This is a genomic window from Saccharopolyspora hattusasensis, assembly GCF_050972075.1.
Classification (GTDB): domain Bacteria; phylum Actinomycetota; class Actinomycetes; order Mycobacteriales; family Pseudonocardiaceae; genus Saccharopolyspora; species Saccharopolyspora hattusasensis.
In genome coordinates this window covers 1,255,111-1,271,917 of record NZ_JBPCDC010000001.1, presented here as the reverse complement: position 1 = coordinate 1,271,917, position 16,807 = coordinate 1,255,111, and the positions used below count along the sequence as shown (strand labels likewise).

At 66.4% G+C, this 16,807-nt stretch carries 10 protein-coding genes; 5 read left to right on the top strand and 5 right to left on the bottom strand.

All coding sequences use genetic code 11. The features are described from left to right. Positions 1 to 80 precede the first annotated feature (80 nt). Together ACRXBZ_RS05515 and argS are read left to right on the top strand one after the other, a co-directional pair. The gene (locus ACRXBZ_RS05515; RefSeq protein ID WP_433878097.1) at positions 81 to 242 is read left to right on the top strand and encodes a hypothetical protein; all 162 of its coding nucleotides are present in this window, start codon (positions 81 to 83) and stop codon (positions 240 to 242) included. A gap of 120 nt (positions 243 to 362) precedes the next feature. Next, positions 363 to 2,126, top strand: coding sequence for an arginine--tRNA ligase (argS, locus tag ACRXBZ_RS05510; protein WP_433878096.1), 1,764 nt, complete (start codon positions 363 to 365; stop codon positions 2,124 to 2,126). Between the two features lie 898 nt (positions 2,127 to 3,024). On the opposite strand, the gene ACRXBZ_RS05505 is transcribed toward argS, so the two are convergent. The 5 genes from ACRXBZ_RS05505 to eccCa form a co-directional block, all read right to left on the bottom strand. Then, positions 3,025 to 3,600, bottom strand: coding sequence for a sigma-70 family RNA polymerase sigma factor (locus ACRXBZ_RS05505; RefSeq protein WP_433878095.1), 576 nt, complete (start codon positions 3,598 to 3,600; stop codon positions 3,025 to 3,027). 296 nt (positions 3,601 to 3,896) lie between these two features. Beyond that, a complete protein-coding gene (locus tag ACRXBZ_RS05500; RefSeq protein ID WP_433878094.1) occupies positions 3,897 to 6,806 on the bottom strand; it encodes an ATP-binding protein in 2,910 nt (969 codons plus the stop codon). A 248-nt stretch (positions 6,807 to 7,054) separates the two neighbouring features. Continuing rightward, positions 7,055 to 8,383, bottom strand: coding sequence for a type VII secretion-associated serine protease mycosin (gene mycP / locus ACRXBZ_RS05495; protein WP_433878093.1), 1,329 nt, complete (start codon positions 8,381 to 8,383; stop codon positions 7,055 to 7,057). A 14-nt stretch (positions 8,384 to 8,397) separates the two neighbouring features. After that, the gene (locus ACRXBZ_RS05490) at positions 8,398 to 8,580 is read right to left on the bottom strand and encodes a hypothetical protein (protein WP_433878092.1); all 183 of its coding nucleotides are present in this window, start codon (positions 8,578 to 8,580) and stop codon (positions 8,398 to 8,400) included. A gap of 57 nt (positions 8,581 to 8,637) precedes the next feature. Further along, a complete protein-coding gene (eccCa, locus tag ACRXBZ_RS05485; RefSeq protein ID WP_433878091.1) occupies positions 8,638 to 12,618 on the bottom strand; it encodes a type VII secretion protein EccCa in 3,981 nt (1,326 codons plus the stop codon). A gap of 544 nt (positions 12,619 to 13,162) precedes the next feature. Here eccCa and ACRXBZ_RS05480 point away from each other — a divergent pair. The 3 genes from ACRXBZ_RS05480 to eccD all read left to right on the top strand — a co-directional run bounded on the left by ACRXBZ_RS05480 (position 13,163) and on the right by eccD (position 16,641). Beyond that, a complete protein-coding gene (locus ACRXBZ_RS05480) occupies positions 13,163 to 13,642 on the top strand; it encodes a hypothetical protein (RefSeq protein ID WP_433878090.1) in 480 nt (159 codons plus the stop codon). 282 nt (positions 13,643 to 13,924) lie between these two features. Further along, positions 13,925 to 14,185: a hypothetical protein gene (locus tag ACRXBZ_RS05475; RefSeq protein WP_433878089.1), complete on the top strand. Its 261-nt coding sequence runs from the start codon at positions 13,925 to 13,927 to the stop codon at positions 14,183 to 14,185. Between the two features lie 1,037 nt (positions 14,186 to 15,222). Then, positions 15,223 to 16,641, top strand: coding sequence for a type VII secretion integral membrane protein EccD (gene eccD, locus ACRXBZ_RS05470; RefSeq protein WP_433878088.1), 1,419 nt, complete (start codon positions 15,223 to 15,225; stop codon positions 16,639 to 16,641). Positions 16,642 to 16,807 lie beyond the last annotated feature (166 nt).

Here is a 16,807-nt window from a genome sequence, read left to right as displayed (position 1 = left end):
ATCAGGTGGCAGATCTTGAGGAAAGGGCCTGAAGCTTCATAGCCCATTTCCAACTGAAATCGAAGGTCTGATTTCCATGAGTGCTTCAGCTGGAGTCCGAGCGGCTGGAGCGGCTGGAGCGGCTCGGTAACCTCGCCGGGATCGCGGAGGTGGCCGAGCTGGCGGACCGCATGGCCAACGTGCACCACGCGCCGTCGCGGGCTCGTCCAACTAGCGCGAGACGGCATTCTCCGGCAGGTTGACAGCCGCCGCTTCGAGCCTGATCACGGTGAGTGTCGAGCCGCGATCAGACAGCGTCGGGCTGCGTGCGAGCTGAATGCTGCGGCGCGGGACAATGCCCTTTGAAAAGGAGGGTGTATTCAGTGACGAACCACGAGGTGCTGCCGCTGGTCGGCCAGGTCGCCGACAGCGTGTCCCAGGCGATCGCCCATGTCCGTCCCGGGCTGGCCGGAGCCGATCCGCTCGTCCGCCGATCCGAGCACGCCGATTTCCAGTCGAACGCAGCCCTCGCCCTGGCCAAACTTGCCCATACCAAGCCCGCCGAACTCGCCGACGCCCTCGCAACGGCCCTGGCCGGCGACCGCGGGCCGGTCACACCGGTTGAGATATCCGGTCCTGGGTTCCTCAACATCACCGTGCCCGATCAGCTCATCTGGAACCAGGCCGCCGCACGCCTGGCCAGCCCCCGCCTCGGAGTCGGAACGCCCAACGAGGGCCAGCGGACCGTCATCGACTACTCCGCGCCCAACATTGCCAAGGAAATGCACGTCGGACACCTGCGCACCACGATCATCGGCGACAGCCTCGCACGTGTCCTCGGTTTTCTTGGCTCTGAAGTCATCCGCCAAAACCACCTCGGCGACTGGGGCACCCAGTTCGGGATGCTCATCCAGTACCTCAACGAGCACCCGGAAAGCACTTGGCACCACGACGAACTTGAAGCGGGCACGTCGGCCGTCTCCGCGCTCGACGGGCTGTACCGTGCTGCACGCGCATTGTTCGACGCCGACTCCGACTTCGCCGACCGCTCACGTCAACGTGTAGTCGCCCTGCAATCCGGCGACCCCGACACCATCACGCGCTGGAAAGAAATCGTCGCCGAGTCCCAAAAAGCCTTCCGCGACATCTACGACCGGCTCGGCGTACTGCTCACCCCCGAAGACTCGGTCGGCGAGTCGTTCTACAACCACCTGCTCGGCGATGTGGTCACCGAACTGACCGAGGCGGGCATCGCCGTCGAAAGCGCTGACGCAATAGTGATCTTCTCCGAAGAGGTCACCGGCCCGGACGGCAATCCCGCCCCCCTGATGGTGCGCAAACGTGACGGCGGCTACGGCTACGACACCACAGACCTCGCCACCATCCGCTACCGCATCCACGACCTCAAGGCCAACCGCCTGCTGTACGTCACCGACTCCCGCCAAGCCCTGCACTTCCAAATGATCTTCGAAGCCGCCCATCGCGCGGGCTGGCTCACCGACAGCGTCGATGCCGCACACGTGCCCTACGGCACCGTTCTCGGGCCGGACGGACGCCCGTTCAAGACCCGCTCCGGCGGCACTGTGCGCCTGATGGATCTCCTCGACGACGCCGTGGCACGCGCTCGCGCCGTCGTTCACGAAAAAGACCCCGACCTGGCTGCCGAGGAACTGGACCAGATCGCCGAGCAGGCGGGCATCGGCGCCGTCAAGTACGCCGACCTGTCCAGTTCACGAATCAAGGATTACGCCTTCGACCTCGACCGCATGGTGTCGTTCAACGGCAACACCGGCGTCTACCTCCAGTACGCACACACCCGCATCCGCTCGATCCTGCGGAAGGCCGGAGACCCGGAGGTCTCGATCGACCCGACCGTCGAACTTCAGCCAGCCGAACGCGCGCTGGCGCTCGAACTCGACGCCTACAGCACGGCCCTTACCGACGTCAGCGAGACCCTGGAACCGCACAAGCTCTGCGGATACCTCTACGACCTCGCCCGCGACTTCACCAACTTCTACGAAGCCTGCCACGTCCTGGGCGCCGAAGAACGCATCCGCAGCAACCGACTCGCTCTCTGTCAACTCACGGCACGCACACTGCAACACGGGCTCGGCCTGCTCGGCATCAGCGCACCAGAACGCATGTAACAGCCTGCGGAACCCTGCAATAGCAACTTAGCCGGTTAAGTCACCACCTATCTATGAGTGGGCCGCCGGATTGCCGAGAGCAACGGAACAACGCAGCTGGTCATCGAAGGACCGCAGGCCGAGTACGGACACCAGGGCGGGCCGGGGGCGCACTGCCACCCCGGCCGCTCGGTGACGCGCTCAGGCCGCGTGAGCGGTCTTGCCGGTTGTCTTGCGCTTGCCGATCTGGCTGGCCGTCTTGCGCTCGGGGACTGCCCGGCTGGGCCGGGGTCCTCGTGCCGGCCGCCTTCCGGTTGCCCGGCTTGCGGGTGCCGCCAGGCGTGCTTTTGTCGGTGGCCCGGCGCTTGGCCTTGCCCAATCCCCGGTGCTCCGGCGCCGGCCGGGGAGCGCGAGGAGTAGGCCCGTCTGGCGGACTCCTCGGGTGCAGTTCCAGCCTCCGGCCCGCAGGCGGTGGCCCCGGAGGCGACATCGCCGCAGGCGGCCTCGGCGGCCGGGGGGCCCGCAGTCTGCGGCCACCCCGCCTGCGATCACCCGAGGGCGGCGCAATTTCGTGAGAAATTGACGTTCACCCGGGTGAACGTCAATTTCTCACGAAATTTGACACCCCTCGCCCAACCGAATGAGAACAACTGATGTTCTGGAGCCAGCTCAGCGCGTTCGTCCCGTTCAACCTGGTGATCCTCGCCAGAAATCGAAGGTCTGATTTCCATTGAAATTGCGGAAGAACTCACCCCATCGGGTGGTGAACGTGGTCGGAGGTGCACCTTCACGGGTTGGCCGCTGGTGCGCCTTCACCGGGGTTGGCTGCTGGTGCACCTTCACGGGTTGGCCGCGGGTGCGCCTTTGCGAGCGTCGTCGTGACTCGCACTTCGCTGTGACGAGGTCCGACAGACTTGGATCATGCCGCTTGTTCGGTGGGCTCCATCGATGCCTTCAGCTTGCGGAGTGCGTGATGCAGGCGGGATTTGACCGTGCCTACGGGAATTCCTAGGACGTCGGCGGCGCTGGCCGCGGTCCGGTCGGCGAAGTACACCTGGAAGAGCACGCTGCGGTGTTCCGGGATGAGTTCTTGCAGCGCTTTGGCCACCGACATCGATGTGATCACGTCATCCGAGTAGTCTCCCAGGATGCCGACTCCGGTGCCCGCGGACTCCTCGACCTCGTCGGGGCGTGCCCGGCGGGCACGGATCTTGTCGATGGCGATGTTGCGCGCCACCTTTGTCAGCCAGCCCCAGGCCGAACCGAGTTCGGGACGGCTGAGCGCGTCAGCGTGCCGCCAGGCGCGCAGCATCGTCTCCTGGACGATGTCCTCGGCCTGGTGCGGATCGGACATCATCCGGCTGACGTAGACCTGCAGAGCCACGAAATAGTCCCGGTAAAGCTGGTTGACCACGGATTGCGGGTCGGGAGCGGGCCTGTACGGCTCGCTGGAGCGAGCCTTATCCTCCCCGCGCGCGGCAATGGAATTCAACATGATGACCACCCTGGTGCGATCCGAGCTGTCCGCGCGACCAGTCGACGGCGGCGTGGCGTACCGCGGTTGTGCTCGATCACTTGCTTGTACTACTAGGTTTCCTCTTGTACTGAGCCGGGGAATCAGTGAGCTCACGTACACCGCCAAATGAGGTAGAGAAGGGCAACTAGTGGACCTTTTGCGGGGCGAATCTGTGACGCGAACGTGATGGTCATTGTGATGAGGGCACCTGTGCCTAAGCGAGTTGGTCACGGCCCCCAACTACAAGCCTCCTCTGGGTGCCGCGTGCGATTGATTCAGCCGCATAGGCGGTCTTTTTGGCGAATTGGCCGTGGAGTGTGTTGGTCGATGCCCGGCTGCCGGGTGGCTTCGATGGCGATCTCGACCCTGGAGCGCGCTCCGAGTTTTGCCAGGATGCGCGAAACGTGCACCTCGATGGTGCGTCTGGAGGCGAAGAGAGTCGCCGCGATGTCCGCGTTGGCGTGGCCTGCCGCGACGAGTCTGGCGACCCTGAGTTCGGTTGGCGTCAGGGCTTCCCATCCGGTGGTCGCATTCCGGCGACGTACGCGCAGTCGACGCATACCGTGCGGGCGCAGCCGGGCGTCGGCGCGCTGCAGGTCCCAGTTGGCGCCCAGGTCGGTGTAGATGCGAGTCGCTTCAAGGTACGCGGCGCGGGCGACGCCGAGATCGCCGTTTCTGGCGTGCAGAACGGCGGAATCTTCTAGTGCCTGAGCGCATTTCGGAGGTTGGTCCAACCGCCGGTATGCCTCAACGACGGCGTCGATCAACGCCGGATCGCCCTCCAGCATCCCTCGGCAATGTCTGGCCGCCGCCGCGATGGCCGGCGCTGACCCGCGGACGGTATCGGCTTCGCAGGCTTCCGTGGCCCGTAGCGCGGTGTCGCGATCATCGAGGGCCAGCGCCAGCCGGACCAGCAGCGGGAGCCACGCGTGCCGGGTGCCCGGGTGCTCATCGCGGGCCAGCGCAGCGTCCAGAGCTGCCGCGGCATCGTCCTGACGACCGTCCCTTTCGCACAACGTCGCTTGTGCCAGCAGCGCTAACTCCGTGTATCGGTCTGGGCTTTCGGGGACTGCGGCAAGATGTTCTTCCATCGTGTCGCGTTGGTCGCGGTGACCTGCGATGACCGCTGCCAGGCAACGCAGTCGCGATTGTTGCGGGGCAGACATCCGGTCGTAGCACTCCATCGCCGCTTTCAGTTCGGCCACCGCTTCGTCCCACCTGCCGGTGGCATGGAGATGCTCGGCAGCGCACGGTCTCGCCACGCCGCGCTTGGGCGACGTCCCGGAACGTTGCGCAATGGCCTGCATTTCCTGCACGGTCTCCTCGGCCTTGTCGACCTTGCCGAGTTCGAAGAGCACGCCGCGCAGGTCGACCAGGATCAGCAGCCGCTGATCGGTGGACTCGGGGCTGTTGCCCAACTCGGACAGTGCGCGATCGAAGTCGGCTGCCGCCCTGGCAAGATCCCGCCGTTGGGCGGAAATCAAGCCGGTCACGTGCAGTGCTAGGCCGATCGCGAACGGATCGCCGGCCTGCCGTCCGATGTCCAGCGCCCGTCGGGCCGCCGTTTCCGCGGTCTCGACCTGGCCGAGGGAAAGCGTGATTCTGGCGCGCAGTCCATGCAGTCGTGCGGTCCAGCGACTAGCCAAATTGGTCGTCCTGTCGGCTTTTCCGGCGCCGATGGCGTTTTCGGCCACGATCCGGGCTTTGTCAACCCTGCCCCCCATGTTCAGCGACCACGCGAGGAACCAGCTCGTCTCGGCAGTGATCTCGGGGTCTCGGCTGCCGGCCAGGGTTCCTTCGGTCGGGATTCCTTCGGCCAGGATTCCTTCGGCCAGATTCCCGGCTTCCTCCGTGCGGCCGAGCAGCAGCAGCGCCTCAGTCAACCTGATCCGCAGCGGTTGGCGTCGCGGGTCGTCGGGCTCCAGTGCGTTTGAACCGAGGGTGAGCAGGTCGACCGCCGGTTCCGAGGCGCGGTGGACCAGCTTGTGGGCATTGTGCAGGAGCCAGTCGACGCCCCACTCGTCGATGCCGATGGCGGCGTCGCCGGGTAAGGCAGCGAGCAGGTGCTCGGCAACGAACTCGATCCTGGCCCCGGTTGGGGCAAGTGCGCGGGCCGCCTGGTTGTGCAGTGCGACTCGGATCGGTTTCGGGATGTTTTCATACAGCGCCTGCCGGACCACGGTGTGCCGGAATTTCAGGTGGGCACCGAATTCGACCAGGACGCCGGAGGCGATGCCTTCTTCGAGGACGCCAACCAAGTCGGTCACCGAGCGGCCGGACATCGCGCTCAGTTCGGTGGCCGAGAACGCCGGGCCGAGAAGCGCCGCCATCCGCAACACTTCCCATGCGCTGCCGCTGACGTGGCGCAGCTGAGCCGAAATGGCCGTCGTTAACGACTCGGGCATCCTCGCTAATTCGGAGGTCAGCTCGACGGCGTTATCCGCCAATCGGGTGAGGTGGCCATCACGTTGCAGTGAATTGACGATTGCGTGAACATAACAGGGGTTTCCTGCTGCACCCTGCAAGATCTGGCGGAGCGCAGAGCCGACCGCGTCGGCGTCGAGCAGTTGCCCGGCGAGTTCGGCCGTCGCCGCTTCGCAGAGAGGGCCCAGCGCGATGACGGTGTTCCGCATGACGGTCTGGTCGCGACGAAGTAGCGCCAGGTCGGGCCGGTGCGGGACAGGGCCGCAGGCGGCGATCAGCAACAACGGAAGGCGCCTGATCATCCGGCCCAGGCGGTGCCAGACGACGAGACTGGCCGGGTCGGCCCACTGCATGTCGTCGATCACCATGATCACCGGTGTGGTGGTGCACATGTCCTCGATGAGTACCAACAACCGCTCGGTCGCGGCCGCTGGCGGGTCGGCACCGGCACCGGAGAGCATGTCACTGATGGCTCGCTGGTCCGGGTCAGGCGAATTCGGGGTGATACCAAGGCAGTCGAGCACGACGCGCAGCTCGCAACGCTGGGCGAACTCGTCGGCGGTTGCCCGCAACACCTGGCAGCCGAGTTCTTCGGCACCGGCCAGCCCGGCAGCGAGCAACGCCGACTTGCCGATGCCCGCCTCACCGTCGATCCAGACCGCTGCGCCGCGCCCCTGTACGACCTGGCGGACCGCGTCCTTGAGGTGCCGCACTTCGTCGTCGCGGTCGACCAGGACAGTGCCGTAAGCGAAAGACTCCACGACCCGCTCCTTGCTCGACACTTGCCGTGCCATGCTCCACATGGTTTTGCACCGCAAAGATTCAGCCGTGCCGCACAGCGTGGTCAAGCTCGATAGGCGCCCTGGACCCGAACTCTGCCTCAAAGGGCAAGGTCGATGACCGTTTCACCCTGGGCCGTCCCCGGTGGTCTTTCGCGTTCACGGGTTGCTGCTAGTCACGCCTTCTGGTTCGGACCTGCAGCAGCACCGAACATCGGAGCCCAGGTGTTCTATGCGTCGCGCGGGTTGCCGCCGGTTGCGTAACTGGGGCGTTCCTGCGGTGCGGGCCCCGGCGCAGGTGCGACCGCATGTGGTGTCAGGTCGGATTCCCCGATCCGCGCGTCTTGTTCGTCGGTTGTCGCAACGGCCTCCTGCTTTTGCTCCGTCGAATTGGTGTCTTGGTCCTGCGGCGTTTCGGCGGTCCACGCGGAGCGCCAACCGCGGTTGCGGCCACGTCGGATGACCACGGCCGCCAAACCGCCGGCCACGAGTGCGCCGATCATCAGGAATGCGAGCGCCAGCGCAATCTGCTCCGGTCGGTGGTCGATGACCGGAACCGGCGGCAGCTGCAGCGGCGGAACCGGCTCGGACAGCGGCTTGTCGCCGGATTCCTCCGGAAGCAAGGTCGCCAGCGCGGCGTAAGGGTCGACAACGCCGAACCCCAGCGCGCGGTCCGGGAGCGTGGAGCCCGGGTGGTCGGCCGTGGTCAGCAGGCGGTGCCGAACCTCGTCGGCGGTGAGCGTTGGGCGGTAGCTGCGCACCAGCGCCGCGACGCCCGCCACGAAGGCGACGCCGACCCCGCCGCCGGAGGCGACGAAGTGACCGGAACCGCTCGGGGCAACGCCCAGCACGTTGTTCCCGGGTGCCACCAACGCGGGTGTCACGGGAGGCGGGGTGTCCGACTTCCGAATCGGCGCCCCTGTCTCGTCGATCCCGGAAACCGCAAGCACCGAGGGAAATGCGGCCGGGTAGGGGGTTTGGCCGTTCTGCATGTCGACATCGGCCGCCGCGATGACGAGCACGTCACGTGCCGCCGCGTAATTCACGGCCGCGCGCAACTCGGCGGCGGGGACGGGCGTGGCCAGCGACACCGCGATCACCTTGGCGCCGCCATCCACCGCGAGCCGGATTCCGCTGGCCAGCTTGACGGGGTCGACCTCGTTGGTGTTCTCGGCCACCCGGATCGGCAGGATTTGGGCATCCGGCGCGATACCGGCGAATCCCACCCCGGCGGTCGGTTTGGCCGCGATCAGGCCCGCCATGAACGTCCCACGGCCCGCGCAGTCGTCGTTCGCCGGACCGGGAGACAGCAGGTCCGTGCCCGGCCGCACCCGGCCCGCGAGTGTCGGCGCCGCCGCGCTCACGCCGGTGTCCACGACTCCCACCAGCGTCGCGCCGCCCGTGTCGAGCTCCCACGCCAGTTGCGGCGCGAGCCGGCGTTGCGGCCATGGCACCTCGCGCACGATGTCGTTAGCGGGCGCGGCGCACTGGCCGGACTGCGCGGAAACCGGAGACGGCACGGCGACAAGCCCGACAAGGACCAGCAGCACGGTCGCCACCAGCCTGTGCCGCCTTAGAGCCCGCGCGGATTGGGGTGGGGACTGGCGGCGATTTCGCGCGAAATCGCCACCACGCAGGGGTGGGGACTGGCGATTTCGCGCGAAATCGCCGCTACGCAGGCGTGGGGACTGGCGATTTCGCGCGAAATCGCCACCACACAGGCGTGGGGATCGGCGATTTCGCGCGAAATCGCCACCACCCGCGCTCGAGGTGAGGCCCGAATCCGCGCACCTGACGCCGCGCCACTCATCGCTCACTGGGGGCTCCCGACGGTTTCTTCGGCCGGTTCCAGCCAGGCGGTTTGGAGCAGTGTCGCGTTGCGCCGCGTGACGAGATGGGCGCGGCCGGGGGCGAGGTTGCGGGGGCGCATTCCGTTGAGGAGCGGCATTTCCGTCGGGGGACAGGACAGCACGAGGTCCGGTGTGTTGGACTCCTGCAGGCGGCGTACCACCGAATCCATCGAGACACGGCCGGAACCGGCCGCGCTGCGCGTCAGAATGACATGCAGACCGATGTCGGCGGCCTGCGGCAGCAGTTCGAGCAGCGTGTCCAGCGGTCCGCCCATCGGGGTGACCAGCAGGTCGTAGTCGTCGACGAAGATGAACACCTCCGGCCCCGACCACCAGTCCCGGCGCTGCAGCTGCTGCGGTGTGACGTCCGGTCCAGGCAGCCGTTCGCGCAGTTCGGCGGTGGTCGGGCCGATGAGTTCGGCTGCCGCAGCGGACGAGAACGCGAAGCCGCGGCGGTAGGTGTCCGGAAGGGCGTCGAGCAGCGCCCGGCGGGAGTCGATGAGGATCGCTTCCGCCTCACCGGGGGCGTAGTTCTTCGTCATTGCGTCGGCGATCAGCCGTAGTACGGCGGTTTTGCCGCTGGCGGTGTCGCCGAGCACCGTCAGGTGCGGTTGCTTGGTGAAGTCGTGCCAGACCGGCTGCAGGTCCGATTCGCCCAGGCCCAGCGGCACCCGCAACTTCCCTTGCGGCGCAGGAAGTTCGGTGGCCGGCAGCACTGCGGGCAGCATTCGGACCGGGGGTGCCGGCGGCCCGTTCCAGCTGTCGTCGACCGTCTCGGCGAGGGAGCGTGCCGCGTCGGACAGATCGTCGGTGCGCTGCCAACCGTCGATGCGCGGCACTGCGGCCAGGAAGTGCAGCTTGTCGGGGGTGAGGCCGCGTCCGGGCTGCTTGGGCACCCCCTGTGCGGCGCGCATGTCGATCACCGAGTCGATGGCGTCGCCCAGCCTCAGCTCCAGCCGGGTACCGAGCTGGTCGCGCAGTTGGCTGTGGATATCCGACCACCGGGCGGACGTCAACGCCACGTGGATTCCGTAGGTCAGACCGCGCGCGGCGATCTGCCGGATGGTTTCGTCGTGCTGGTCGAAGTCGGCTCGTATCGTTGTCCAGCCGTCGACAACCAGGAACACGTCGCCGAACGGGTCCTCGGTGACCCGGCCCTCGCGGCGCATTGCGCGGTAGGCGGCCATGTTCTCCACGGCGTGCTTGGCGAACAGCTTCTCCCGCATGGTCAGCACACCCTGCACCTCGGCGACCGTGCGGCTGACCCGCTCGGTGTCCATCCGGCCGGCCACGCCGCCGACGTGCGGCAGCTCGCTGAGCGTTTGCAGGGTGCCGCCGCCGAAGTCGAGGCAGTAGAACTGCACCTCCGCCGGGCTGTGGGTCAATGCGAGTCCGGCGATCAGCGCGCGTAGCAGCGTGCTCTTGCCCGACTGGGGTCCACCGGCGATGCCGACGTGTCCGCCGACTCCTGACAGGTCTGCCAGGTAGAGGTCCCGGGCCTGCTCGAAGGGTTTGTCGACCACGCCAACGGGCACCGTCAGCCGACCGCGACCTGGCCAGCCGGCCGAGCTCAACCCGAGCGCCGGGTCGGGCGCCAGCGGCGGGAGCAACTGGTCCAGCGTTGGCGGGTCGGCCAGCGGCGGCAACCAAACCTGGTGCGCCGGCGGTCCTTGACCGCGCAGCCGACTGACCGCCACCTGCAGCAGCGTCTCGGTCGGCTCGTCGGCGTCGTCGGCCTGCGTCTCGACCGGCTCCGGCTGCACCGGCTCCGCTTCCCGGTCGGGCAGCCGCGCTGCCCCGAACGGCACGACCTGTCGCCGCACTTCCTCCTGACGCTGTTCGACGGTGCGCCGCTTGAACGGCGCGGATACGTAGGCGGCCTTGAACCGGATCAGCGTGGCGACGTCGGAACGCAGGTAGCCGTTGCCCGGCGCGCTGGGCAGCTGGTAGGCGTCCGGGACACCGATCACCGAACGGCTCTCCATCGCGGAGAACGTGCGCAGGCCGATCCGGTACGACAGGTGGCTTTCCAGCTTGTGCATGCGGCTGTCGTCGATGCGCTGACTGGCCAGCAGCAGATGCACACCGAGTGAGCGGCCCAGCCGGCCGATCATGACGAACAGCTCGGAGAAGTCCGGGTGCGAAGCGAGCAGCTCGCTGAACTCGTCGACCACCACGAACAGACTGGGCATCGGATCCAGCGGCGCACCGCCGGCCCGGGCTTTCTCGTAGTCCAGCAGGGAACTGTAATTGCCCGCGCTGCGCAGCAGTTCCTGCCGCCGCACCATCTCGCCCTGCAGCGCGTCCTGCATACGCGTGACCAGATCGGCCTCGTCGGCCAGGTTGGTGATCACCGCGGAGGTGTGCGGCAGCTTGTCGAGGCCGAGGAACGTCGCGCCACCCTTGAAGTCCACCAGGACGAAGTTCAGGAACTCCGACGAGTGCTTGATGGCCATGGCGAGAACGAGCGTGCGCAGCAGTTCGCTCTTACCCGAGCCGGTCGCACCGATCAGCAGACCGTGCGGCCCCATCCCGCCTTGGGCGGACTCCTTGATGTCCAGCTCGATGTGGGTGCCGTTCTCGGCGATGCCGATCGGCACCCGCAGCCGGTCCGGAGCACTGGTCCGGGGCCAGACCTTCGCCGGGTCCAACTGGTCCATCTCGCCGACGCCCAGCAGCGCGCCGAGGTCGAAGTCGGTGACCATCGGCTCGACGATGTCGGTGGTCGCGCCCAGCCGGAACGGCGAGATGTTGCGCGCAAGGGACGCGGCCTTGCGTTTGCTGAGGGCGTCGGGGGTGGCCAGCTTGGTGCGGACTTCGTCACCGGAGCGGTCGTTGCGGACCATCTCCAGCGAGTCCGGGGCGACATCCAACCGCAGCACGGTCCGGTTGGCGGGGCTCGGCCAGCTGTCGACCAGGTTGAGCAGGATGGCATTGCGGAATCCGGTGCCCATTAACCTGGACTCGGTGGGCAACTCCACACCGTCGACGACCACCACCACATAGGGCTCGTCCCGGGACGGCGAGGTTCCCGCCTCGAACCGGCCACGTTCGCCCAACTCGTCGGCGAGCAGCGCATCCAGGCCGGCGGCCGAGTCTGCGATGAGCCGCACGTTGCCCGCGCCGTCCTGTTCCGTGCCGTGCTGTGAGTGCGGCAGCCACTTCACCCAATCCCATTCCGCCGCTCGGGTTTCGCTGGTGCATACCGCGACCTTCAGATCATCGGGGGAGTGGAAGGTGACCAGTTGCGACAGCATCGCCCGCATCAGCTGCCGGCCGGCTTCGGCGTCCCCGCGCATTTGAATTTGGGCGAAGCCGCGCAGGAAGATCGCGGTCGGCAGATCGTTGATGGTGTTGTACGCGCGGATGAAGCGGCGCAACGCCCGTGCCGACAGTGGCTCGAGGTCCTCCACCGGCTTGCTCTGCGGCGGCGTGATGGTCATGGCCAGTTTCTGCGGGATCAAGCCGATCCGGATCTCGGCGAAGTCGGGGTGCGAGATGCGCCGCTCCCACAGCCGCGCGCTCATCGCCATCGACCAAAGGGCGTCAGGATCCGGGTGCCGCCACACCAGCGCAGTGCGCTGCTCTGCGGCGGCGTCGCGCACCTGTTTGCGGATCTGTCCGAGATAGCGCAGGTAGTCGCGGCGTTCGCCGCGCATGCGGCGCTTGCGTTCGCCCGCGCCCCGTGCCATCTGCCCGAATCCCATGGCCAGCATCCCGACCGACATCAGTGCGACGCCGATCAGCGCTATGCCGCCCCTGTTGCCCATGAACATCAGCATCATCGCGCCGGAACCGAGCGCCATCGGCAGGTACATGAGCATGCCGCCGAAGCCCCCGCTGACCGATTCGGACAGTACGGGAGGTTCCTGCAGGGAAAGTTCTCCGCTGGGCATCTCCGGCGGCTTCTGCCGTGGGGGCCGGCGGAACAACGTCACGCTCACCGCGCTCTGTCCCTTCTTGAAGCTGCTGCTGGAGTGGGCCGCCGTGCGGGGCAACCCGGTTCGGATTCGTCTGCTGTTGGTTGAGACACGGATGCGGACGTCTCTGCGGATCTGCCCGTTGTTACCCAACTTCGATCGCATCGGGCCGTTGGGGGGAACTTCCCGCTGAGACGGCTGCGTGTTGTGGGCATGACGGGAACAACGCAGCCCACGGTCGGCGCCGGTGAGATGTGCCCGCTGACGACCTAAGGCTCCAAGTCGCGCATCGAGCTGGCGGTGCCGGCGCACGTGCCGGTGGCCGGCCTGCTGCCGACCTTCCTGGCGTCTCGGCCAGGAGTTGGGCAGCGCCGGCTCGCAGCATGGGGTGTGGGTGCTGCAGTCGTCGGTGGTCCTGGCTTCGTCCGCAGTCCGCAGCAAGCTGACCGGGGACCGGATCGCGATGCAGCGAGTTTGCTGGACCTGCTTCCCACTGGTCCAGCTGTCCGGCAAGGGTAGGAGGTGACGCCGCTACATCGAGACAACGACGGCCCAGTGTCGGTGCCCGGTGTCGGGCAACGCCGAAATATCGCGGTTTCATTTCAGTCAACAGGGAGAAAAAATGAGTGAACTAAAAGCAGGAATGGTAATACAAAAGAATTTAGCTCCCATTCAGGAGCCAGGCGAAACGCCAATCACGCCCTTTACAGAGCGCGTACCCTCATTCGTTACGTACAAGAGTCCTCAAGTCGATGCTCCCACGGCGTACGGTCTCCAGGACGCTCAGTTGGCCGGTATCATCCAGGCCACCGACGATGCCCTGGCCCAGATTCGGACGCTGCGATACACCGTGGTTGAGACGTCTGGTGCGGTGTATAGGGCGAACCAGTCGCGTTCCGGGAAGATCCTCGAGGCGCGGTTCAACGATTGGGCTTCGGAATTCGGGCAGATCGAGGGCAATCTGACCAATCTGAACGAGACGGTAAAGGCCATGCGGCAGATTATGCTGCGTGCTGCTGATGAATCCGAAAGCCAAGCGGGCCACTGAAATCAGTGTGGGTAGCTTTGCGTGATGGTGTGGTTACCAGTTCATGCGACTGCGGGGTCGGGCAACGCCGAAATATCGCGGTTTCATTTCAGTCAACAGGGAGAAAAAATGAGTGAATATTCAGCGGGAATGAGAATACAAGACAATTTTGCTCCCGTTCGAGAGCCAGGCGAAACGCCCATAACGCCCCTGACTCCCGTAGAGATCATAATGCCCACATTCGTTACGTCCAAGAATCCTCACGTCGATGCTTCCACGGCGTACGGGCTCCAGGACGCTCAGTTGGCCGGTATCATCCAGGCCACCGACGATGCCCTGGCCCAGATTCGGACGCTGAGATACACCGTGAATGAGACGTCTGGTGCCGTGTATAGGGCGAACCAGTCGCGTTCCGGGAAGATCTTCGAGGCGCGGTTCAACGATTGGGCGTCGGAATTCGGGCAGATCGAGGCCAATCTGACCAATCTGAACGAGAAGGTAAAGGCCCTGCGGCAGGTCATGCTGCGTGCTGCTGATGAATCCGAAAGCCAAGCGAGCCACTGAAAACAGTTCTAAATCCACTCCTATGAAAGGGGAAGGTTCAGGGTTGAGGCATGATCGCGCGGAGTGCTCAACCCGGCTTGTAGGGTAGCCGGCCGGGTTGGAGTGCTCGGCCGGGAAATGGAGGATGGCCTCCTTCTGGGATCGTGGAGATTGCGAATAACCAAACTCCAGAAGAAGGCCATCCGTTACCATTTTCTCATGGCTCGTCATGGCTCGTCGCTGTTTTGTGTGAGTAGCTTTGCGTGATGGTGTGGTTACCAGTTCATGCAACTGCTGGGTCGGTGACTGTGGTAGAGGGAGTTTGCCGGCGATGCGGTAGGCGATGGTGATCACCTTGTTCTTGTTGCTGTATCCACGGGCGCGGGCCTTGGCGCGGCCTTGGCGGCCTGGATGAGCGAGTTGGTGCCTTCGGGCAGTCCGTTGGGGCGCTGGAGGCGGGCCAGGCGATGATGCCGTTCCAGTGCCGCCGGACGAGGTCGACGAAGCCCGTGATGGGTTGCAGGCGGGAGCATTTGGCGCCGGCGCACCAGCCGTGCGGGTACTCAGCGGCATAGCTGGGGTCCTGGTCGGCCTCGGACGGCTTGGCCGCCAGGTGATATCGATCGAAGGTTAGCCGCGCGTTGGATAAATTGCGGCGATCTCCCACGGGAATGCGGCCGTCTGTGCGTGCTCACTCACGAACACGGGTGTGGGTGGGTGTGGGTGGGGTCGTGAGTGATGATGCCGGTTCTTACCGGATTAGTCACTCACGAGGGGTTTGGACAGTACGGGCGGTTCCCGCAGGAAAGTTCCCCGCTGGGCATCTCCGGCGGCTTCTGCCGTGGGCGCCGGCGGAACAACGTCACGCTCACCACATTCTGTCCCTTCTTGACGCTGCTGCTGGAGTGGGCCGCACGGGGGCAACCCGGCCCGGATTCGTCTGCTTTGGTTGAGACGCGGATGCGGACGTCTCTGCGGATCTGCCCGTTATTACCCAACTTCGATGGGATCGGGCCGTTGGGGTGAACTTCCCGCTGAGACGGCTGCGTGTTGTGGGCATGACGGGAACAACCCAGCCCACGGTCGGCGCCGGTGAGGTGTGCCGGCTGACGATCTACGGCCCCAAGTCGCGCATCGAGCTGGCGGTGCCGGCGCACGTGCCGGTGGCCGACCTGCTGCCGACTTTCCTGGGTCATCTCGGCCAGGAGTTGGGCAACGTCGGCCTGCAGCACGGGGGCTGGGTGCTGCAGAAGCTGGGCGAGGCGCCGTTGGACGAGGACCTCGGCACTGCCGCGCTCGGTCTCTACGACGGCGACATGCTCTACCTTCGGCCCCGCAACGACCAGTTGCCGCCGGCGGACTTCGACGACCTGGCCGACGGGGTGGCCACCGGAATCTCCGACCGCAGGGACGCCTGGCGACCGGAGCTGACCCGGCGGCTGTTCCTCGGATTGGTCGGTGTGGTGCTGGCTTTCGGGCTGCTGCTGGTGCCGACCGTCGGCGTCGGCGTCGGCGTCGCCGTCGTGGCCGCCGGTGTGGCAGTGCTCCTGTTGGTCGGTGCCGCTGCCGCCTCCCGTGCGGCTGGCGACAAGGGCGGAAGTGTGTTGCTGTCGGCCAGCGCGATCGGCTTCGCTCTCGTGGCGGGACTGGCGTTGCCCGTACTGCGGCGGTCTCTGTTCGAGGCCCCGGGCGTGCTGACCGCTCCCTCAATTCTCTCGGCCGGGTGCTGCGTGGCTGTCGTCGCGGTGCTCGGAAGGATCGCGGTAGGCGGCGGTTCGGACTCCGGCTTCATCTCCGCCGGGGTGGCCGGGATACTCACGGCGATCGCCGGCGGGCTGTCCATGTGGGATGTGATCGGCGCGAAGGGCTCTGCGGCGATCGTGCTCGCCCTGACATTGACGCTCGGCATGCGTGTTCCGGTGCTCGGCGCCCGCATGGCTGGCCTGCGCATAGCGCCGCTGCCCGACACGGCCGAGGAGTTCCAGCAGGACGTCGACCCCGAACCGAGCCGGGAACTACTGGCCAACACGGCCCGCGCCGACGAGTTCGTCACCGCCCTCTACGTCGGACTCGGCATCGTGGGAGCCTGCTGTCTGACGGTACTCGCGTGGAGCCCCGGCTGGGCGCCGATGACACTGGCATCGGTGGCATCGACGCTGCTCATGCTGCACTGCCGCGAGTTGCTCAGCGCCCGGCAACGGCTGGCCGTGCTGATCCCCGGACTCGTCGGTGCCGGGATGGTGCTGACTGCCCTGTGTGCCTTCGGCCCGCTGGCGCTGCGACTTTCCCTGGTTGGGGCACTGATCGTGGTGGCCGGCCTGCTGTACGCGGGTGCCCGCAAGCTGCCGGGCCGCAAGCTGCTGCCGCACTGGGGCCGTGCTGCCGACTGGGGCCAGACCATTCTGGCCATCTCGATCATTCCCCTCGCGCTGGCCGCGATGGATCTCTACGCCCGGGTGCGTGCCGGATGGTCCTGAGAACCTGTCGGCGAATGCCGTCCACGCTTTTGGAAGCGGCGCAGCCGCTTGCAGCCACCTTGCCAAGACGACCATCGGCGGGTTCCGAGAGGTTTCCTGGCGACGACGGCCCCTCCGCCGCGTATTGGACATACACGAGGAGGCGCACCCGCGGTCCGGGGAAGCT